Source organism: Hydrogenophaga sp. NH-16 (assembly GCF_004006415.1).
GTDB lineage: Bacteria > Pseudomonadota > Gammaproteobacteria > Burkholderiales > Burkholderiaceae_C > Hydrogenophaga > Hydrogenophaga pseudoflava.
In genome coordinates, this window is sequence record NZ_CP029344.1 from 1,108,023 (window position 1) to 1,126,219 (window position 18,197).

Sequence of the window (18,197 nt, forward strand, 5' to 3'; positions counted from 1 at the left end):
ATTCGGACATTCCCATCATGCTCACCACCTTCCTCACCATCGCCGTGCTGCACTGGGTTGCCCTGGTCACGCCGGGCGTGAACTTCGTTCTGATCCTGCAGCTGGCGGCGGGCAGTCCGCGCAGCGTGTCGCTGTCGGCGGCGGCGGGCATCACCACCGTGACCTTTCTCTGGGCCTTGCTGGCGATCCTGGGCATGGGGGCGGCGTTTTCCGCCCACCCGGCGCTGCGCCAGGCGTTCCAGATCGCCGGTGGTGCCTACCTGTGCTACGTCGCGTGGAAGCTGTGGCAGTCGCCAGCGGCGGTCGCCACCGAGGTGAAGGCGGTGACGACCAGCCGCGCGGCAGCGTTCCGCATGGGCTTCATCACCAATGTCTTCAACCCCAAGACGGCGCTGTTCTTCGGCAGCGTGTTCGCCACCGCGCTGCCGCCCTCGCCGGGGCCTGCGGTGCTGGCCGGCGCGGTGCTGCTGTGCTGGTTCAACGCGGTGGTCTGGCACGTGTTTCTCGCGCTCGCGTTCTCGCACGGCCGCGTCCAGTCCGCCTACCAGCGCGGGCGCACGCTGTTCAACCGCGGGGCGGCCGGCCTGGTCGGCGCTTTCGGGCTGCGCCTGCTCGTGACGACGATGCAGGAACTGCGGACACGGGTCTGAGGCCGGTTCCAAGGAGGGCGCATCGCATGTTTTCCCACATCTTCATCGGCGTGTCGGACTTCCCGCGGGCCCTGGCGTTCTACCGCGCCTTGATGCCGGTGCTGGGTGTGCAGGAGCGCTTCTGCGAACCCGGGCGCCCCTGGGCCGGCTGGCAGTCGTCGCCCGACCCGCGCCCGTTGCTGCTCATCGGTACCCCCTTCGATGGCCAGCCGCACACGCCGGGCAACGGGGCGATGACGGCTTTCATGGCCAGCAGCCGCGCCACGGTCGACCGCGCCCACGCAGTCGCACTGGCCCATGGCGGTCGCTGCGAAGGGCCGCCGGGCCTGCGGCCCGAGTACCACGCGAACTACTACGGCGCCTACTTCCGTGACACCGAGGGCAACAAGCTCTGCGTGGCCTGCCACGCAGCGGAGGTGCCCTGAGCCCGCCTCTGGCCCAGCGCCCCGGGTTCAGGGCGCCCGGCCCGGCCAGACCCCGGTGGCCATGAAGATGCCGCCCATCCAGGTGGGGTGCACCTCAAAGCCTTCGAGCCTTGGTGCCAGTTCGCTCCAGGGCTGCGCCAGGCCGTCGAGGGAACTGACCGAATACAGCGCCGCACCGAGCACGAAGAGGTTGACCGGCCAGACCCAGGGCGCGGCCCACTGAAGTCCGGTGGCGACCACGCGCGCGCCGGGCGCGAGGTGCGCCAGCACGTTGTCGAGTGCGCGCGGGCTGCGCAGGATGTCGTGCGTGAAGTGGAACAGGGCGGCGTGGGCCAGGCCCGGCCACTGCGCCTCTTCCACCGGTGCCTGCACCAGCCGCAGCTGGTGCGCGCGCCGGTCGGGGAAGCGCAGGCGTGCCTGGGCCATCATTTCGGGGCATTGTTCGATGCCGACGATGTGGCCGCGGGGACCCAGGCGGTCAAGCAGCGGCCCGAAGCTCAGGCCGGTGCCGCAGCCCACGTCGAGCACGGTCTCGCCGGGCCGCAGGTCCAGGCGCTGTATCGCCTCCCGGCGCAGGGGTTCGAACGGTTCCAGTTCGCTGTCGTACCGGTCGGCCCGGGCCCTGTACTGCTGCAGGGCCTGGCGACGGGCCGCCGACAGGCGCCTGGCCGCCGACGGCGGGTGTGTGCCCACGGCGTGTCTCCACCACAGAAAACACCCAGCCTACGGCGGCGCAACCGGCTGCGCAAGGCCATGGCGGGCCGAGAGTGTTACCAGGCGTCGCTCAGCGCGCTGCCAGGACGAAGCGGGCCCCCTCCGCGGTGCCGGGTTCCAGTTCCCAGCGCCGGGCATGGAAGGCCGCGACCGTGGGCCGGTGGGCGATGGACACCAGGGCACCGTTCTGGGCCCGGACCAGCGCCTGCAGCCGTTCGTACACCTGGTGTTCGGCCGTCTCGTCCAGCGCGCTGGTTGCTTCGTCCACGAACAGCCAGCGCGGCTGCTTGAGCAGGGCGCGCGCGACGGCCAGCCGCTGCTGCTCGCCACCCGAGAGCTTCTGGCCCCAGCTGTCCTCTTCGTCCAGCCGGTCGGCCAGGTGCGGCAGCAGGGCGTCGTGCAGCGCCTGCCGCAGCTGCTCGTCGCCGTAGCGGTCGGCCGGTTCGGGGTAGGCCAGCGCCTTGCGCAGGCTGCCCACGGGGAAGTAGGGCCGCTGCGGCAGGAACATCACTCGCTGTTCGAAGTCAGCCGGCTTTTGCAGCTTGCCCTTCGCCCAGGGCCAGATGCCGGCCAGGGCCCGGAACAGGGTCGACTTGCCGCTGCCCGAAGGGCCCTTGACCAGCAGACTGTCTCCGGCCTTCAGGCTCAGCCCGCCGGCCGACATCAGCGCGACACCGCCCGGCAGCGCCAGGTCGAGTGCGTCGATCTGCAGCGTGTCGGCCTCGGTGGCCGGCACCGACTGCAGGGGCGCCGCCTGCAGGGCCTGGAAGCTCTCCTCGAAGCTGGTGATCCGGTCGGTGGTGGCGCGCCAGGCGGCCAGGGCATCGTAGTTGTCGACGAACCAGGACAGCGAGTCCTGCACCCGGCCGAAAGCCGAGGAAATCTGCATCAGCTCGCCCAGTTGGATCACCCCGCTGAAAAAGCGGGGCGCCGCCACGATGAAGGGAAACACCACGGCGGCCTGGCCGAAGCCGTTGGTGAACCAGATCAGGCGCTTCTGCGCCTTGATGAGCTTCCAGTAGTTGTCCAGCACCGCACCGAAGCGGTCGCCCAGGTACCCGCGCTCCACCGGCTCGCCGCGGTCCAGCGCGATCGACTCGCTGTACTCGCGCACGCGCACCAGGTGCACCCGGAAGTCGGCCTCCACCCGCTGCTGCTGGAAGTTGAGCTTGATCTGCGGCCGGCCGATGTAGTGCGCCAGCACGCTGCCGACCACGCAGTACAGCACCGCCATCCAGACCATGAAGCCGGGGATGGTGTACGAACCACCGTTGAAGTCGAACGAGAAGCTGCCCGAGAGCGTCCAGAGGATGCCGACGAAGCTCACGAGCGTGATCACCGAACTCAGCAGGCCCATGGACAGGCCCAGCGTCGAACTGGTGAACAGGTTCAGGTCCTCGGCGATGCGCTGGTCCGGGTTGTCGGGCGGCGCGTCGGTGTCCTTGGCGAAGCGGTGCAGTTCGAGCTGGTAGAACGCCTTGTTGGACAGCCAGCGGTCGAGGTAGTGCTTGGTCATCCAGTTGCGCCAGCGCATCTCCAGCACCTGGCGCAGGTAGAAGCGGTAGACCGCGATGATGATGAAGCCGAAGGCCAGGTAGGTGAAGCGGCCCAGCTCGCGCCAGAAGGTGACCTGGTCCTTGTTCTGCAGCGCGTCGTAGAAGACGCGGTTCCACTCGTTGAGCAGCACCAGCATGTACACGGCCGCCAGGTTCAGCACGATGATCGCTGCCAGCAGGCCACGCGCCTTCCACTTCTCTTCCGAGTTGAAGTAGGGTACGGCGAGTGCGAGCACCTTGCGCGCGAAGGCGCGAAAGCTCTGAAACTTGTTCATGGTCAGTTGTTCGAAATGCCACTGGCCACATGCCCGGCCGGCACATGGAGCGAGGCCGATTCGATGTGGCCGGTCTGGTCGTCGAAGAAGAAGTCGGGTTCGAACTCGCGCAGAAACGGCCCTTTGGGCAGGCCGCCGAGGAACATGGCCTCGTCCACGTCGATGCCCCAGTCCATCAGGGTGCGGATGGCACGTTCGTGGGCCGGCGCCGAGCGCGCCGTGACCAGCGCGGTGCGGATGCGCATGGCGTTCGTGCCTTCGGCCTGCAGTCGGTGCAGGGCTTCGAGCAGGGGCTTGAACGGTCCGCCGGCCAGCGGCTGTGCGGCCTTGTCGCGCTCGTGCTGCTGGAAGGCGTTGAGGCCTTGTGCCTGGAACACGCGCTCGGCCTCGTCGGAGAACAGCACCGCGTCGCCGTCGAAGGCGATGCGCACCTCGTTCGGGTGGGCGTCGCTGGCGCGCACCGACTGCGGGTAGACCTGCGCGGCCGGCACGCCGGCGTCGAGCGCGGCGCGCACATCGGCCAGGTGGGTCGAGAGGAACAGGTTGGCGCGCAGCGGCCGCAGGTAGCGCCAGGGCGGCTGGCCGCGCGTGAAGCTGCCGCGCTGGATCGGCAGGCCGTAGTGCTGGGCCGAGCGGAACACCCGCATGCCCGAGACCGGGTCGTTGCGCGAGAGGATCACCACCTCGACCCGCTGGGCCTGCGGGTCGTTGAAGGCCAGCAGCTTCTTCACCAGCGAGAAGGCCACGCCCGGCTGGGCGGGCTGCTCCAGCCGGTCCAGCTGCAGCTTCATGTAGGCCCGGTCGTCACCGGTTTCGAAAACGCGGTTCTCTTCCTCGAAGTCGAACAGGGCGCGCGAGGAAATGGCGACGACGAGCTGTCCGTCCAGGGTGACCGGCATGTTTACTTGACGAGTTGGTTGAGCTGGATGATGGGCATCAGCACCGCCAGCACGATCAGCATCACGACCACACCCATGGCCACGATCAGCAGCGGCTCCAGGATGGTCGCCAGGTGCATGGCGCGGCGCTGCACCTCGGCGCCGAGCTGGACGGCGGCGCGCTGCAGCATCACCGGCAGCTGGCCGGTCTGCTCGCCCAGCCGCGCGAACATGGCCACCAGCGGCGGAAAGCGCTTCTTGCTGGCCAGCGCGGACGCCAGCGGCGCACCTTCGCGCACCAGCACCAGAGCGTCCAGCGCGTCGGCGCGCATCGAGCGGTTGGACAGGGTTTCGGCCGCGGTCTGCAGCGCCCGCAGGATCGGCACCCCCGCCGCGGCCAGCATGGCCAGCGTGGCGGCGAAGCGGGCCGCGTTGTAGCCGCGCGCCAGGCGCCCCACCAGGGGCAGGCGCAGCCAGGCCGCGTCCATGCGCAATCGCAGCGCGTCGTTGCGCCGGGCCAGGACCAGCCCCACACCGGCCAGCACCAGCAGGCCGAGCATGAGCCAGCCGTAGTTGCGCACGAAGTCGCTGATGGCCAGCATCACCACGGTCAGGAAGGGCAGGGCGCGCTTGCTGCCCGCGAACACGCCCGCCACCTGCGGCACCACGTAGCTGACCAGGAACACCACGATCACGATCGCCACCACGGTGACGATGGCGGGGTAGAGCGAGGCGCCGATCAGCTTGTTCTTGAGGGCCTCGCGGGTTTCGAGGTCGTCGGCCAGGCTTTCCAGCACCGTGCCCAGCTGCCCGCTCTGCTCGCCGGCCGCGATGACGCCGGTGTAGATGGGCGAGAACTCGCGCGGGTGCTGGCCAAGCGCGGTGGCGAACGACGCCCCGGCGTTGACCTCGGCCCGCAGGCTGGCGACCAGGCGGCGCTGCTCGTCTTTTTCGGCTTCCTCGGCCAGGGCCGAGAGCGCACGTTCCAGTGGCAGGCCCGAGGACACCAGGCCGGCGAGCTGCCGGGTCCAGACCGCCAGTGTGGTGGCGTTGAAGACACGGCCGCCCCATAGCGTCATGTTCAGGCCGCTGCCACGGCCACCACTGTTGGATGACACCGCCGGCTCGACCGCCAGCGGCACCAGGCCCCGGCCCCGCAGCATGCTGCGCGCCGCCTTGGCGGTGTCGGCGTCGATCAGGCCTTTCTGCGTCGCGCCCTGCGCGTTCAGCGCTTCGAAGGAATAGGCGGGCATGAGAACGCTCAGTCTCTCGTCACGCTCAGGACTTCGGCTTCCGAAGTGATGCCTTCGTCGATCAGCCGCTGACCGTCGGCGCGCATGGTGCGCAGGCCGGCGGCTTCGGCGGCCACAAAGATCTTGCTTTCAGCCGCGCGGTTGTGGATGAGCGAGCGGATCTTGTCGCCGGTCACGAGCAGCTCGTAGATGCCGGTGCGGCCCTTGTAGCCGGACTGGTTGCAGTGCGCGCAGCCGACCGGGTGCCAGCGACCGTTGGCGTCCTGGCGCTTGCACTTCGGGCAGAGCTTGCGCACCAGGCGCTGCGCGAGCACCCCGAGCAGCGAGCTGCTCAGCAGGAAGGGCTCGACGCCCATGTCGATCAGGCGCGTCACGGCGCTGACCGAATCGTTGGTGTGCAGCGTGGCCAGCACCAGGTGACCGGTGAGCGAGGCCTGGATCGCGATCTGCGCGGTCTCGAAGTCGCGGATCTCGCCGATCATGACCACGTCCGGGTCCTGGCGCAGGATGGCGCGCAGGGCGCGTGCGAAGTCGAGGTCGATCTTGGCGTTGACCTGGGTCTGGCCGATGCCGGGCAGCTCGTACTCGATCGGGTCCTCGACCGTCATGATGTTCTGCTGCGTCGCGTCCAGCCGCTGCAGCGAGGCGTACAGCGTGGTGGTCTTGCCCGAGCCGGTCGGCCCTGTCACGAGGATGATGCCGTGCGGTTGGTGGATCAGCTTCTCGAAGCGCTCCAGCACATCGCCCTGCATGCCGACCGCTTCCAGGTTGAGGCGGCTCTCGCTCTTGTCCAGCAGGCGCAGCACCGCGCGCTCGCCGTGGGCGCTGGGCAGGGTGGAGACGCGCACATCCACCGCGCGGGTGCCGATGCGCAGCGAGATGCGGCCGTCCTGCGGCAGGCGCTTCTCGGAGATGTCCAGCTCGGCCATGATCTTCAGGCGCGAGATCAGTGCGGCGTGCAGCGCCCGGTTGGGCTGCACCACCTCGCGCAGCGTGCCGTCGACGCGGAAGCGCACGCTTGAATGGCGCTCGAAGGGTTCGATGTGGATGTCGCTGGCCCCGTCGCGCGCGGCCTGCGTGAGCAGGGCGTTGAGCATGCGGATGATGGGCGCGTCGTCGGCGGTTTCCAGCAGGTCTTCGATGGCCGGCAGCTCCTGCATCATGCGGCTGAGGTCGGCGTCGCTCTGCACCTCGCTGACCACCGCCGCGGCGCTGGACTCGCCCTGCGCGTAGGCCGCGCTGATGCGCTGGGCCAGCAACTCGCCCGGCTCCCACTGCAGTTCCTCCACATCGTGGCAGCGGAGGATTTCCGACAGCGCCGACAGCCGGCGCGTCTGCGCATCTTCATCTTCGGCGGCGCTGGAGCTGCCCCGCAGGGTCAGCCGCCCGTCCTCCTCTTCCAGCAGCCAGAGGTTTTCGCGCGCGAAGGCGTAGGGCAGCGGGTGTTTCATCGGGGTTCCGTCAGTTCGACGGCGCAGCCGGCGATGCCGGAGTGGCTGCAGGCGCGGCCGGGGGCGTGCTTTCGGGGGCACGCTGCGGCGGCATGACCGGACCCACATTCACGGGGACCACAGCGCTGGAGGAAGGCTGCGCGTCCTTCTGCGCCGACCGCATCAGCTCGTAGCGGTCGAGCGAGAAGCTGTTGGTGGAGCGGGCGTCGCGCAACACCACCGGCCGCAGGAACACCATCAGGTTGGTTTTCTTGCGGTTGCGGCTCTCGCTCTTGAAGAGGTTGCCAAACAGCGGGATGTCGCCCAGGCCGGGCACCTTCTCCTGGTTGCCGGAGTATTCGTCCTGCAGCAGGCCGCCCAGCACCACGATGCCGCCGTCATCGACCAGCACGGTCGATTCGATGGTGCGCTTGTTGGTGATGAGGCCGGTGGTCGAGTTGACCGACGACGCCTGCACGCTGCTGACCTCCTGGAAGATGGTCATTTTGATGGTGCCGTTCTCGCTGATCTGCGGCTTGACGCGCAGCGTCAGGCCCACGTCCTTGCGCTCGATGGTCTGGAACGGGTTGACCGAGCCGTTGTTGCCGTTGCCGGCGCCGGTGTTGGTGAATTGCCCGGTCACGAACGGCACGTTCTGGCCGATCACGATCTTGGCTTCCTCGTTGTCCAGCGTCAGCAGGTTGGGCGTGGACAGGATGTTGCCGTCGCCGTTCTGCTGCAGGAAGCGCGCCAGGAAGCCCAGCAGGTAGATGCCGTTGCGGCGCGAGGCCATACCGAAGTTCAGGCCCGTGCCGGGCGCCTGGATCTTGGCGGTGTCGGCCTGGGCGATGGGCAGCAGGTTGGTCAGGATGTTGTTGCCACCGGTGCCGAAGTTGGTGCCCAGCAGCCCCACGGTGTTCTCGCCGAGGTTGCCCAGTGGGCCCTGCCACTGGATGCCGAACTCGGCGGCCTTGTCGGCATTGACTTCGGCGATCAGGCTCTCCACATAGACCTGCGCACGGCGCGAATCCAGCTGGTCGATCACGGCGCGCAATTGGCGGTACTGCGGCTCGGGCGCAGTGATGATCAGGGCGTTGGTCGCCGGGTCGGCCTGGATCTGGCCGCCGGTGGACGGGCCGGCGCTCGCCGTCACCGGCGTGGTGGCGGGGTTGGCGGCGGTGCTGGGCGTCTGGGACATGCCGCCGGTGCTGCTGCGCACCGTCGTGACGCCGGTCGCCCCGGCCGCTCCGCCGCTGCCTTCGCCGGCCATGGCGGCCCGCAGCGTGGCCGCGAGGTTGACCGCATCGGCGTTCTTCAGGTAGACCACATGGATGTTGCCGGCCGCATCGACGCTGCTCGGGCGGTCCAGCTGGGCCACCAGGGATCGGGCCAGGGCCAGGCGCGCGGGATTTGCGGCCCGCAACACGAGGCTGTTGCTGCGGGGTTCGGCGATCAGGGTGGTCTTGTACGAGGTGTCCCCCGCCTGTCCGGCGGCGGCCACGCCCGTGCTGCCCGGCTCGATCAGCTTGAGCACCATGGGGGCCAGGTCGGCGGCCACGGCGTGCTGCAGCGGGATCACTTCCACATCGGTGGCGCCGGAGACGTCCAGCGACGCGATGATGCGACCGATGCGCTGCAGGTTGTCGGCGTAGTCGGTGATGACCAGCGAGTTGTTGCCCGGGTTGACGTTGATGGTGTTGTTGGGCCCGATCAGCGGGCGCAGCACGGGCACCAGATTGTTGGCGGATTCGTGGTTGAGCCGGAAGATCTGGGTGACGATCTGGTTGCTGGCGGGCAGCTGGCTGACCGGGCCGGCACTGACGGTGTTGCTCTGGAGCTTGGCGTCGGCCTCGGGCACGATCTTGTACAGGCCGCCGGTTTCGATCAGCGAGAAGCCCTGCAGGCGCAGTGCGGCGGCAAACTGGTTGAGAGCCACGATGGGGGCCACCGGCCTGTCGGTCGACAGGTTGACGGTGCCCTTGACCCGCGGGTCCACCACCACATTGCGGCCGGTGATGGTGGCCATGGTGCGGGCCACGGCTTCAATCTCGGCGCCGACGAAGTTGAGCACGACCGGCTCGGCAGCGTTCTTGGACTGGGCCCATGCGGTCGGGGCACCCAGGGTGCCGGTCAGCACGGCGAGCGCCAGTGCCAGCACGGCAGGGGAATGGGTCGATTTCATCTGTTGATCCTATCGCGAAGTCTCGCTCTGGCTGTTAACCAAACGTCAACAGGGTACGGGCGCCATCGCGGCGGCCAATGATGCTCAGGAGGTTGGCCAGGGCCGACTCCTGGCCGGGCGCAGCCGATGCCACACCCCGGAAACGCAGGCGCCCGCCCGACCACTGACCATCGCCATCGAGCAGCAGGCCGCCTTTGAGCGTGGCCAGCTTCAGTGCGGCGTTGTCGCCATCCCCCGCCGAGCGGAACTCGACCCGGTAGCTGCCCAGAGGGCGCAGGGTGGACACGCGCGTGGCGAGGTCGTGGGCCTCCACCACCAGCTGCCCGTCCAGGCGGGGACGCCCGCCATTCAGGGCCAGGGAGAAACCGGGCGACTGCACCAGCAGTTGCCCGTCCATGCGCAGGGTGTTCCACGGCGTGCCCAGGCCGACCAGCATGGCGGCCGGCCAGCGGCTGCTGAAGGCGTCGACACGCACCTGTGCACCGCCGAAGCCGGGGCGCAAGGCAATGGACATCGGTTGTTCGGTGCAGCAGGGCGAGGACAGGCTCATGCGCAGCACCGGGCCCTGGGACCAGCCGGGACGCAGCTTCCAGCGAAGTCCCTGTGGCAGCGCCGTCTGACCACGGCTGCCCTCGCCGCCGCTCAGAAGCACATCGCCATGTCCGCTCCAAACCGTGCCCCCGGTGTTGAGCAATTGCACCTTGCCGCTGGTGTAGTGCGAGAGCAGGGCACCCACCCACAACGCGGGCGCAAACGCGATCAGGGCGAGCAGCGTGCCGAGGATGGCCCCCAGCCAGGCCCAGCGTGCGGGTTTGCGGTGTTCCGTCATTGGCCCGCCAGTCCCGGACCGGCCAGCACCACCTGTCCTGTCCATGAGGGGTTGTTGCCGCTGCGCTGGAGCTGCACTTGCACCGGCACAACGCGGGCGTTCACGCGCACCTGCTGCAGCCACTGCGCCAGGGTCGCAGCCGGAATCTCCCGCAGGGTGACGGTGACGCGGTCGCCCTGCTGCGCGAGCTGCGCGCCGGCGCCCAGTCCGCTGGTGGCCTGCTCCAGCGCCTGCCTGGCCACTTCGGGTGCGGGCACGGGGGCAGCATTCTGGGTGCGGATGATTTCGGCGCTGGCCGCCATCTCCTGCATGCGCCCCAAGGACTTGTCCAGCTCGATGTGCTGTGTGCGCGCCTGCCGCAGGGTGGACACGGCCGGCGCCAGTGCCACCCACCACAAGAGGGCCACACCCACCACCCAGGCCGCAAGGCGCAGGGCCTTCTGCTGGCGGGCGGGCAGGCCTTGCAAGGAGGAACCGAGGCGCTGGCCCACCCGGGCGAAGGCCGAAGAAACTGGGATAGATCGTTTGGCAGACATCAGGGGGCCTTTGCCTGGACATTCAACATGCCCGAATCCGAGCTGACCTGCCAGCCCCGCGAGGCCATGGCCTGTTGCAGTGCCAACAGGCGGTCGTCGGGCAGCCCCCCGATGCCCAGTCTTGCTTCGCCGCTCAGGAAGTCGATGCTGCTGAGAGACGCGCCAGGCTCGGTCGCCGCAATGAAGGCGAGCATGCCTTCGAGATCCTGTGCCGACAGGGTGCCGCTGGCCTGCTGCAGCCGGGTGAGTTCGCGCTGCATCTGCACCGGGGCGTCCAGCACGAGACCGACCTCGGGGAAGGTGCTCTGCAGGGTCTGCCGGATGGCCTGTTGCTTGGCCTGGAGGGCCGAACGTTCTTTCCAGGCCATCGCGTTCACGCCGCCAAGGACGGTCAGCACAAGCGCCACCAGGGCCCAGCGCGCCGGCTTCCATGGTGCGGCGCTGGCAAAGTGGCGCCATCCCTGCCGCATGCGCTGCGTGCGCCGCGCTCCGCTGGACAGCCGGAGATCGAACTGGGCGAGGTTCCAGTCGGACTGCGCGCAGCGCAGCAGCCAGTCGGCTGTCGGCATGAGGTCGAAGCGCTGGTTGCACACCTGTTCGGCCAGACCGGTGATCGACGGGTCCGCGAACCAGCTCGTGGTGGCCGGGTCGGACGCTACGGTCAGGGTGTACTCGGGGCCTCGGCCGGTTGACGATCCGAGACTGCCGAAGCTGGAGTCGCCGAAGGTGCTGGCCGGACCAAAGGAGCTGTCGGCGCCGAACCTGCTGGAGGCGCCGTAGGTGCTTGAACCGTTTTCGCGCAGGGGAATGCTGCGCACCCCCAGCGGGCTGGCGGTGGACAGCCAGACGCGGTTGCCTTCGTCGTGCGCCCAGTGCACGGTTTCGCCGTGTTCCGAACCGACCGCCGACGTGGGCCAGAGGGCCGGCACGATGCGGGTGGCGGGCCGTCCGGCGGCCTCGAGGGTCTGGAGCCAGGCCTGGAGCCAGGCCTTGTTGCAGGCGGCCACCCAGAGCGTCTGTCCTGGACGGCTGCCCGGTTCGAGGGCCAGGTGAAGCTCCGCCGGATCATCCAGCAGCCGGTCTTCCAGCATCCCGTCCAGGGCAGCTCTTACGCGGGCGCTCGCCACCTTGGGCAGCGCCACCCGGTGCCAGGACACGAGGCGGGGCGGCAACACCAGCACGACATCGTCGTCGGCGGGCAGCAACGACAGTGCGCAGCCCCCGTGGTCCGACGCGACCCGTCCGTTGGAAGAAAGCACCCAGTCCAGCACCGAGGTCGATGTGGGCATGGCGGCGCTGAAGTTGGTCGGAGTGAGGATCAGCACGTGATAGAGGGGCTGCAATGCCCCGTGGGTACCGGGCGGAGGGCTATTTTAGGGACGAGGCGGGGCCAGCGGATGAAGCTGATGTTCATGATGGCGCCACCCGTTCGCGCCAGTGCACGCGGGTTCTCAAGCCATCGCGCTGGACCAGCGAGCGTTCTTCGATCACGGTGTCGTCCAGTCGAAGACGGATGTACACCTCAAAAAACCGGCTGCGCACATCATGGCGCTGGCTGCTGACCGATTGCTGGCTGGCGCCAGGGATGCGCTGGATGGCATCCTCCAGTTTGGTGAAAGGCATGGTGTCCCGCGCAGCCACCACCTGCTGGGCCAGCGCCAGGTCCAGGCCCGGCACGCTGGCGCTGAGCACCTCGGGTGTGACGGTGTTCAGGTTGAGCAGGGTGCGTTCGGGCAGGACCGTCACATGGGGCCGCAGGGCCTGCAGGGTGCTCGGACTCAGGCCCAGCCAGGCCAGCTGGGCGAAGCGCTGGGGCGTCAGCGGCGAGGTGGACGGTTCCGGGTCGTTGAGGGCCCGTTCGGTGGTTTTGAGCAGGTTGGCAGACGCCGCTTCCAGTTCGGGCTTGGGCAGGTTCAGCAGGGCGAACAGCCGCTCGAACATGGCAAGGTCGGCGGACGACAGCTCGACCTTCGATTGAGAACCCGTCTGGCTGACCCTGACGAGGTTGCCGAAGTTCAGCCGGGACTGGGCGTCCTTGATTTCGCCGGACAGAAACGCGGGCATCAGGTCGTCCGCGCTGTTGTTCTTGTCGGCGGCCAGGAAGGAGGACAACCGGGCTTCTTCCAGAGGCGTCGCCCACGGCTCGCCCAGGTGGTCGGCGGCCCCGCTGGTGCGGTTGCTGCGCCCGTCTTCGCGCAGGATGAGCCGCGCCCAGTCCAGGGCGCCCACCAGGATCCAGCCAGCCTGAAGGCGCTGCCGCTCGGCGGCCTCGACTTCGGAGGACCGCCACTGCTGCCAGAGGGCCGCGGAGGCCAGGGTCGCCACCAGGGTCACCGTGAGCATGGCCAGCAGCAGGGCGGCACCACGTTCTTTGGATGAAGCGCGCATCTTCTTCATCAGCGTGCGGCCAGCAGGGACGGGCGCACCCAGTCGCTGGTCAGCGTTCCGGAGAGGCCTCTTCCCGCCGACAGGTTCAGCACCAGACGCACGCCGTTGGGGATCGCGTCGCCGCCCCCCAGGGTGACGCCTGCGTTTTCGTTTCCGACGGAGGATTGCGGGTTCCCCCAGGTTTCACCACGGTGATAGAACAGCTGCCACTGGTCGATCGCCGCCAGCGCGACCTGGGTGTCTCGGCCGTCGATCTCCGCGGGCGATTCGATCCATGCCGCGGCCCTGGCCCAGGCATCGGCCAGTTCGTCCCGGCGCTTGATCGGGCCGGACTGCCAGCGCATCCACTGGGCGCCCGCACTGCCGGACTGCATGCGTGTCCAGGCCACCACTCGGATGCCGTCGCTGCGCAGCGCGCTTTCCGCGGCATCCCGCCGGGTCAGGCGCAACACCCGGCCGTCGAACGCCAGCGGGCTGAGCTCCTTGGTGTCCACCAGCGCGTCCAGGTCGGCGGCCCACTGTCCCAGCGCCGCCTGCAACCGCAGCAGCTCGTCGGCCCGCTCCTGGGTCAGGGTCTGGGTCCGCTGCATGGCATCGATGGAACGCCAGCTCAGCATGGCCAGCATGGACATCACCGCCAGCGCCACCAGCAGTTCGACCAGGGTGAAGCCCCGTTCGCGTCGCAGTGGGGTCGGGTCACCCGTGCGCATCAGTACCGTCCCATCACGGTCGACAGGCTCAGCAGCCGGACTTCGTTGCCATCGACCGCGCCCTCCACGATCGCGTCGACGCGCTGGAAGTTCGGGTTGGGGGTGGGTTGCACCGACAGCCTCACTTTGAGTGTGCGGCCCGCCTGCTGGCACTCGCTGGTGCTCTCACCGGTGCCCGGCAACTGTCGCAGCAGGCGCAACCGGATCAGTTCGTTTTCGGCGCACAGCTGCGCCAGCCACTGGTCGCTCTGGCGCGCGGCGGCTCGTGTGAGTGCCGAGGTGGCCTGGGAACCGGCGGCCAGCGCCACTGCCACCACGGCCAGGGCCACGAGGATCTCGATCAGCGTGAAGCCGCGGCTGTGCCGGTTCATGGCGTGGCCGGTTCTGCGATCACGGCAAAGGGGGCGAGGCCGTCTGTGCCCAGCACCAGGCGCTGCTCGCCTCGGGCCAGTTCGATGCGCTGGGCCGCGATCAGCGGTTCCGGCCCAAGCAGCAGCTCCGAGGTGCCTGGCGGCTGGACCACGCGCACCCGTGTTTCCGGGTGAAGCCAGCTGCGGGGTCTGGTCAGTGAGTCCGCCGACTTGGAGCGCGAGGTGATGCCCTGGAACTCGAAACCCTCTCCATTGGGTTTCCAGCGCACCGGCACGCCGCTGGCGCGCGACTGCGCCCGCGCCGACTCGAGCAGTGCGGCCAGCCGGAGGGACTCGTTCTCCAGCGCCGTGGAATCGCTGTCCCGCAAGGAAAGACTCACGCCAGCGGTGGCCAGCGCGATGATGGACACCACCACCAGCAGCTCCAGCAGTGTGAAGCCGCGTGTGCGGGTGTTCACTGCCAGCTGCCGATGTCGGCGTCCTTGCCCTCTCCGCCGGGTTGACCATCGGCTCCCAGCGACAGCACGTCCACCTCGCCGTGCACACCGGGGTTCACGTACTGGTAGGGCTGGTTCCAGGGGTCGGCCGGCAGCTTGTCGAGGTAGGGGCGCCAGTTGGGCGGCACCGGTGCAGCGGTGGGCCGGGCCACCAGTGCGGTCAGGCCTTGCGCGCCGGTGGGAAAGCGCTGGTTGTCCAGCTTGTACAGCTTGAGCGCCTGCATGAGGTTGTTGACGTCCGTCCTGGCGGCGGTTACGCGCGCATCGTCGGCGCGGTTCAGCACGTTGGGCACGATGAGGGCCGCCAGCACACCAATGATGACCAGCACCACCATCAGCTCGATCAGCGTGAAACCGCGCTGACGCCGACCGTGCGCAGACGAGGGACCAGGGGTGGACATCGAAGTGACAGATGCGAATTTCAAGACAGGCTCCCGGAAGCACGCGGCGCGGTGCGCCAGAGAAGGTGGATGATAATGTGTTCATGCTCAAGACACCTTCCCTTGCAAGCCTCGCGGCCGGCCTGCTCTGGCTGGTGGTGGCGCTGCTTTCGGGTTACTGGATGTTGCAGCTGTGGGGCCGGGAACCACTGGTTCCGGTGGGTGCCCTTGGAACCCCGCCGATCCAGTCGGACGCAGCGGGCGTCGCCCGCGTGCTCGGTGCCGTGCCCGAGGCGCAGGCGACCGCTCCGGCGACGGCTCCTCTGTCGTCCCGTTTCAGGCTTCTGGGGCTGGCAAGCCAGCCAGGCCAGAGCGGTGCTGCGCTGATCGCCGTCGATGGACAGCCGCCGCGCCCCGTGGTGGTGGGTGGTGTGGTCGACGGCGAATTGCGACTGCTCTCGGTCGGGCCCAAAGTGGCCCGCCTGGGCACCACCGCTGGAGACCCATCAGCACTGGAGCTCAATCTCCCGGAGCCCGTGGAGTCTCGGTGAGCCTGGCACCTTCTGCCCCCAGCCCGTCCGCCTCGCTGCTGGACCAGCTGGCGGCGGAGCTGGGCCGGTTTCCCCCATTTGACGAGATGGATGCGGGCCACGTCCGGGCCTTCGTGGAGGCGTCGCGGCAGGCGTACTTCGCTCCCGGCGAGGCACTGGCTCGGCCAGAGGATGGGCCCGCCAGCGAACTGTTTTTCATCCGTCGCGGCGCGGTGGTGGGCAAGCGGGGGCTTTCTGATGTCGCAGGCGGGGCGTTCGAGTACGAGGCCGGTGACCTGTTCCCGATCAGTGCGGTGCTCGCCCAGCGCGCCACCAGCACCGCCTACCTGGCCACCGAAGACACCTTCGTGCTGCGCCTGCCAGCCGAGCGGATGCAGGCGCTGGCGCAGCTCAGTCCGGTGTTCGGGGACTTCCTGAACCGGCGTGTGCTGCGGTTCCTGGAGCTTTCACGCGCGGCGCTGCAGGCGGCCTACGCATCGCGGGCTCTGGCCGAGCAGTCGATGGAAACACCGCTGGAGCGTCTGTGCCGCCACGCGCCGGTCAGCTGCGCGCCCGGCACGCCGCTGCGCCAGGCGCTGGAGGACATGCACCGGTTGCGCATCGGGTCGATGCTGGTGGTGGACGAAGGGCAGCGCCCGGTCGGCATCCTCACCCGCTACGACGTGCTGGACCGCGTCGCGCTGGCCGGTGTGTCTCTGGACGTGCCGATGTCGGCGGTCATGGTGGGTCCGGTGCACACGCTGGAGTCCGACCGCAGCGCCCAGGAAGCGGCGCTGCTGATGTCGGCCAAGGGCATTCGCCACGTGCCCGTGACGCAGCAGGGGCGGCTGGTGGGCATCGTGTCCGAGCGCGACCTCTATGCCCTTCAGCGCATGAGCCTCAACCAGGTTAGCGAGCGCATTCGCCATGCGACAGGCATTCCCGACCTGCAGGCCGCGGCCCATGACATCCGCGAGTTTGCGCGCCACTTGCTCGGTCAGGGTGTGCAGGCGCTGCAGCTGACACAGCTGATCAGCCACCTCAACGACCTGCTGACGACCCGGCTGGTGGCGTTGAAGGCCGGCGAACACGGTCTTGACCTGCAGCGCTTCTGCTGGATCGCCCTGGGCTCCGAGGGGCGGGGCGAGCAGACCATCGCCACCGACCAGGACAATGCGCTGATACTCGCCGACGACGTGAACCCCGGCGAGCGGGACGCCTTGCTGCACATGGCACAGGACATAAACCACGCCCTGGACGCCTGTGGCTATCCGCTGTGCAGGGGCAACATTATGGCGGGCAACCCCGATTGCTGCCTGACGCTGTCCCAGTGGCAGCAGCGTTTCGTGCAGTGGATCGAGCAGGGCGCACCCAAGGATCTGCTCAATGCCAGCATCTACTTCGACTTTCGCGCCCTGACCGGGCAGGCCGGTATGGCCGCCAGTCTGCGCGGTTTCGTGACCCAGCGCGCGTCGGCCAACCCGCGGTTTGTCCGCCAGCTGGCAGTCAATGGCCTGGCGCAGGCACCGCCGTTGAACTGGCGCGGCCAGATCGACACCACGCCGGTGGATGGTCTCGACACGCTGGATCTCAAACTGCAGGGTACGGCCATCCTCGTCGATGTGGCCCGGCTGTACGCGCTGGCCAACGGCATCGCAGCCACCTCGACCCGGGAGCGGTTCGAAACCGCGGGTCCGAAGCTCGGCGTCCCGGCCCGCGAACACCAGGCCTGGGTGGCCGGGTTCGAGTTTCTGCAGATGCTCCGTCTGCGTGCCCAGCTCGATGGCGCCTCGGTGGGCGACAACCCCAACCGCATCGCGGTGGGCGCACTCAACGACATCGACCGCCGCATCCTGCGGGAGACGCTGCGGGTGGTGCGCAGCCTGCAGCAGCGTGTGCAGCTCGACTACCAGCGATGATTGCAACGCTGCTGGCGTCGGTGCGGTCATGGTGGGGGCTCCAGGACCCGGTAGCTTCTTCCGACGCCGAACGCTGGGTGGTCGTCGACGTTGAGACCAGTGGACTGGACGCAAAGAATGACCGGCTCCTGGCCATTGCAGCCATCGGTCTCAGGGTTGGTCCTGCGCCGGCATCGCGGCCGGAGATTGTGCTGGGCGACAGCTTCGAGGTGGTGCTGCGTCAGGAGGCGGTGTCTGATCGCGACAACATCCTCCTGCACGGCATCGGTGAGCAGCGTCAGCGGGACGGCGTGGAGCCTGCGACGGCGCTGCAGGCCTTTGTGGACTTCATTGGCGAGGCGCCGCTGCTGGCCTTTCACAGCGCCTTCGACGAAACCCTGATCGACCGGCATTGCCGGCGGCACCTGGGACGCCGGCTGGTCAACCCTTGGCTGGACCTGGCCCATCTCTGTGCCGTGACCCATGAGGAGGTGCGGGCCCGGTCGCTGGACGACTGGATGGCGCATTTCGGCATCCTGTGCCCGGCCCGGCACCAAGCGTCCGCCGACACGCTGGCCACGGCCGAGCTGTTGCTACGGTTGTGGCCTCGCATCGCGCCGGAGGGTGGCCGCTGGCGCGATGCCGTGCGACTGGCTGGACGCCGGCGCTGGCTAGCCGGGCGCTGAGGGCGGACT

At 68.8% G+C, this 18,197-nt stretch carries 19 protein-coding genes; 5 read left to right on the plus strand and 14 right to left on the minus strand.

The window, feature by feature from the left end; genetic code table 11:
* The first annotated feature begins 17 nt into the window (after positions 1–17).
* Positions 18–650 (plus strand): LysE family transporter, encoded by a 633-nt coding sequence (locus tag DD542_RS05400; protein WP_127804336.1) that lies wholly within the window; start codon positions 18–20, stop codon positions 648–650.
* A gap of 26 nt (positions 651–676) precedes the next feature.
* Positions 677–1,075, plus strand: a complete 399-nt coding sequence (locus tag DD542_RS05405; protein ID WP_127804338.1) for a VOC family protein — start codon at positions 677–679, stop codon at positions 1,073–1,075.
* Positions 1,076–1,102: 27 nt separating this feature from the next.
* Here DD542_RS05405 and DD542_RS05410 read toward each other — a convergent pair whose 3' ends face one another.
* The 14 genes from DD542_RS05410 to gspG all read right to left on the minus strand — a co-directional run bounded on the left by DD542_RS05410 (position 1,103) and on the right by gspG (position 15,095).
* Entirely contained in the window at positions 1,103–1,768 is a 666-nt protein-coding gene (locus DD542_RS05410; protein WP_241559687.1) for a class I SAM-dependent methyltransferase, read from the minus strand.
* A 91-nt stretch (positions 1,769–1,859) separates the two neighbouring features.
* Positions 1,860–3,620, minus strand: a complete 1,761-nt coding sequence (locus tag DD542_RS05415) for an ABC transporter ATP-binding protein/permease (protein WP_127804341.1) — start codon at positions 3,618–3,620, stop codon at positions 1,860–1,862.
* Positions 3,621–3,622: 2 nt separating this feature from the next.
* The gene (locus DD542_RS05420) at positions 3,623–4,519 is read right to left on the minus strand and encodes a 5'-nucleotidase (RefSeq protein ID WP_127804343.1); all 897 of its coding nucleotides are present in this window, start codon (positions 4,517–4,519) and stop codon (positions 3,623–3,625) included.
* Positions 4,520–4,521: 2 nt separating this feature from the next.
* Positions 4,522–5,751 carry a type II secretion system inner membrane protein GspF gene (gene gspF, locus DD542_RS05425; protein ID WP_079366728.1) on the minus strand — a complete coding sequence of 410 codons (1,230 nt, stop codon included), beginning with the start codon at positions 5,749–5,751 and terminating at the stop codon, positions 4,522–4,524.
* 8 nt (positions 5,752–5,759) lie between these two features.
* Positions 5,760–7,202: a type II secretion system ATPase GspE gene (gene gspE, locus DD542_RS05430; protein WP_079366729.1), complete on the minus strand. Its 1,443-nt coding sequence runs from the start codon at positions 7,200–7,202 to the stop codon at positions 5,760–5,762.
* A gap of 10 nt (positions 7,203–7,212) precedes the next feature.
* Positions 7,213–9,363 (minus strand): type II secretion system secretin GspD, encoded by a 2,151-nt coding sequence (gene gspD, locus DD542_RS05435; RefSeq protein WP_127804345.1) that lies wholly within the window; start codon positions 9,361–9,363, stop codon positions 7,213–7,215.
* Positions 9,364–9,397: 34 nt separating this feature from the next.
* Positions 9,398–10,192, minus strand: a complete 795-nt coding sequence (gene gspN / locus DD542_RS05440; RefSeq protein ID WP_127804347.1) for a type II secretion system protein N — start codon at positions 10,190–10,192, stop codon at positions 9,398–9,400.
* Positions 10,189–10,728: a type II secretion system protein GspM gene (gene gspM, locus DD542_RS05445; protein ID WP_127804349.1), complete on the minus strand. Its 540-nt coding sequence runs from the start codon at positions 10,726–10,728 to the stop codon at positions 10,189–10,191. The genes gspN and gspM overlap by 4 nt, the downstream gene beginning before the upstream one ends.
* Positions 10,728–12,053 carry a type II secretion system protein GspL gene (gene gspL / locus DD542_RS05450; protein WP_127804351.1) on the minus strand — a complete coding sequence of 442 codons (1,326 nt, stop codon included), beginning with the start codon at positions 12,051–12,053 and terminating at the stop codon, positions 10,728–10,730. The genes gspM and gspL overlap by 1 nt, the downstream gene beginning before the upstream one ends.
* 85 nt (positions 12,054–12,138) lie before the next feature.
* Positions 12,139–13,116 carry a type II secretion system minor pseudopilin GspK gene (gene gspK, locus DD542_RS05455; RefSeq protein WP_066153381.1) on the minus strand — a complete coding sequence of 326 codons (978 nt, stop codon included), beginning with the start codon at positions 13,114–13,116 and terminating at the stop codon, positions 12,139–12,141.
* Positions 13,117–13,124: 8 nt separating this feature from the next.
* Positions 13,125–13,826, minus strand: a complete 702-nt coding sequence (locus tag DD542_RS05460; RefSeq protein ID WP_127804353.1) for a prepilin-type N-terminal cleavage/methylation domain-containing protein — start codon at positions 13,824–13,826, stop codon at positions 13,125–13,127.
* Positions 13,826–14,197, minus strand: a complete 372-nt coding sequence (gene gspI, locus DD542_RS05465; protein WP_127804356.1) for a type II secretion system minor pseudopilin GspI — start codon at positions 14,195–14,197, stop codon at positions 13,826–13,828. The genes DD542_RS05460 and gspI overlap by 1 nt, the downstream gene beginning before the upstream one ends.
* Positions 14,194–14,655: a prepilin-type N-terminal cleavage/methylation domain-containing protein gene (locus DD542_RS05470; RefSeq protein ID WP_241559688.1), complete on the minus strand. Its 462-nt coding sequence runs from the start codon at positions 14,653–14,655 to the stop codon at positions 14,194–14,196. Before DD542_RS05470 ends, gspI begins: the two co-directional genes overlap by 4 nt.
* Entirely contained in the window at positions 14,652–15,095 is a 444-nt protein-coding gene (gene gspG, locus DD542_RS05475) for a type II secretion system major pseudopilin GspG (RefSeq protein ID WP_066152656.1), read from the minus strand. The genes DD542_RS05470 and gspG overlap by 4 nt, the downstream gene beginning before the upstream one ends.
* A gap of 83 nt (positions 15,096–15,178) precedes the next feature.
* Between gspG and DD542_RS05480 the strand changes: the two genes are divergently transcribed.
* The 3 genes from DD542_RS05480 to DD542_RS05490 are packed head-to-tail and all read left to right on the plus strand — an operon-like array spanning position 15,179 to position 18,188.
* The gene (locus tag DD542_RS05480) at positions 15,179–15,625 is read left to right on the plus strand and encodes a general secretion pathway protein C (protein ID WP_127804358.1); all 447 of its coding nucleotides are present in this window, start codon (positions 15,179–15,181) and stop codon (positions 15,623–15,625) included.
* Positions 15,622–17,523 carry a DUF294 nucleotidyltransferase-like domain-containing protein gene (locus DD542_RS05485; RefSeq protein ID WP_241559689.1) on the plus strand — a complete coding sequence of 634 codons (1,902 nt, stop codon included), beginning with the start codon at positions 15,622–15,624 and terminating at the stop codon, positions 17,521–17,523. Before DD542_RS05480 ends, DD542_RS05485 begins: the two co-directional genes overlap by 4 nt.
* A complete protein-coding gene (locus DD542_RS05490; RefSeq protein ID WP_127804360.1) occupies positions 17,520–18,188 on the plus strand; it encodes a 3'-5' exonuclease in 669 nt (222 codons plus the stop codon). The genes DD542_RS05485 and DD542_RS05490 overlap by 4 nt, the downstream gene beginning before the upstream one ends.
* The last annotated feature ends 9 nt before the right edge of the window (positions 18,189–18,197 follow it).

What these genes read in the sequence shown, in the direction of transcription:
- DD542_RS05400 (WP_127804336.1), top strand. Translation starts at nt 18, where the DNA reads ATGCTCACCACCTTCCTCACCATCGCCGTGCTGCACTGGGTTGCCCTG.
- DD542_RS05405 (WP_127804338.1), top strand. Translation starts at nt 677, where the DNA reads ATGTTTTCCCACATCTTCATCGGCGTGTCGGACTTCCCGCGGGCCCTG.
- DD542_RS05415 (WP_127804341.1), bottom strand. Translation starts at nt 3,620, where the DNA reads ATGAACAAGTTTCAGAGCTTTCGCGCCTTCGCGCGCAAGGTGCTCGCA.
- DD542_RS05420 (WP_127804343.1), bottom strand. Translation starts at nt 4,519, where the DNA reads ATGCCGGTCACCCTGGACGGACAGCTCGTCGTCGCCATTTCCTCGCGC.
- gspF (WP_079366728.1), bottom strand. Translation starts at nt 5,751, where the DNA reads ATGCCCGCCTATTCCTTCGAAGCGCTGAACGCGCAGGGCGCGACGCAG.
- gspE (WP_079366729.1), bottom strand. Translation starts at nt 7,202, where the DNA reads ATGAAACACCCGCTGCCCTACGCCTTCGCGCGCGAAAACCTCTGGCTG.
- gspD (WP_127804345.1), bottom strand. Translation starts at nt 9,363, where the DNA reads ATGAAATCGACCCATTCCCCTGCCGTGCTGGCACTGGCGCTCGCCGTG.
- gspN (WP_127804347.1), bottom strand. Translation starts at nt 10,192, where the DNA reads ATGACGGAACACCGCAAACCCGCACGCTGGGCCTGGCTGGGGGCCATC.
- gspM (WP_127804349.1), bottom strand. Translation starts at nt 10,728, where the DNA reads ATGTCTGCCAAACGATCTATCCCAGTTTCTTCGGCCTTCGCCCGGGTG.
- gspK (WP_066153381.1), bottom strand. Translation starts at nt 13,116, where the DNA reads ATGCGCGCTTCATCCAAAGAACGTGGTGCCGCCCTGCTGCTGGCCATG.
- DD542_RS05460 (WP_127804353.1), bottom strand. Translation starts at nt 13,826, where the DNA reads ATGCGCACGGGTGACCCGACCCCACTGCGACGCGAACGGGGCTTCACC.
- gspI (WP_127804356.1), bottom strand. Translation starts at nt 14,197, where the DNA reads ATGAACCGGCACAGCCGCGGCTTCACGCTGATCGAGATCCTCGTGGCC.
- gspG (WP_066152656.1), bottom strand. Translation starts at nt 15,095, where the DNA reads ATGTCCACCCCTGGTCCCTCGTCTGCGCACGGTCGGCGTCAGCGCGGT.
- DD542_RS05480 (WP_127804358.1), top strand. Translation starts at nt 15,179, where the DNA reads ATGCTCAAGACACCTTCCCTTGCAAGCCTCGCGGCCGGCCTGCTCTGG.
- DD542_RS05490 (WP_127804360.1), top strand. Translation starts at nt 17,520, where the DNA reads ATGATTGCAACGCTGCTGGCGTCGGTGCGGTCATGGTGGGGGCTCCAG.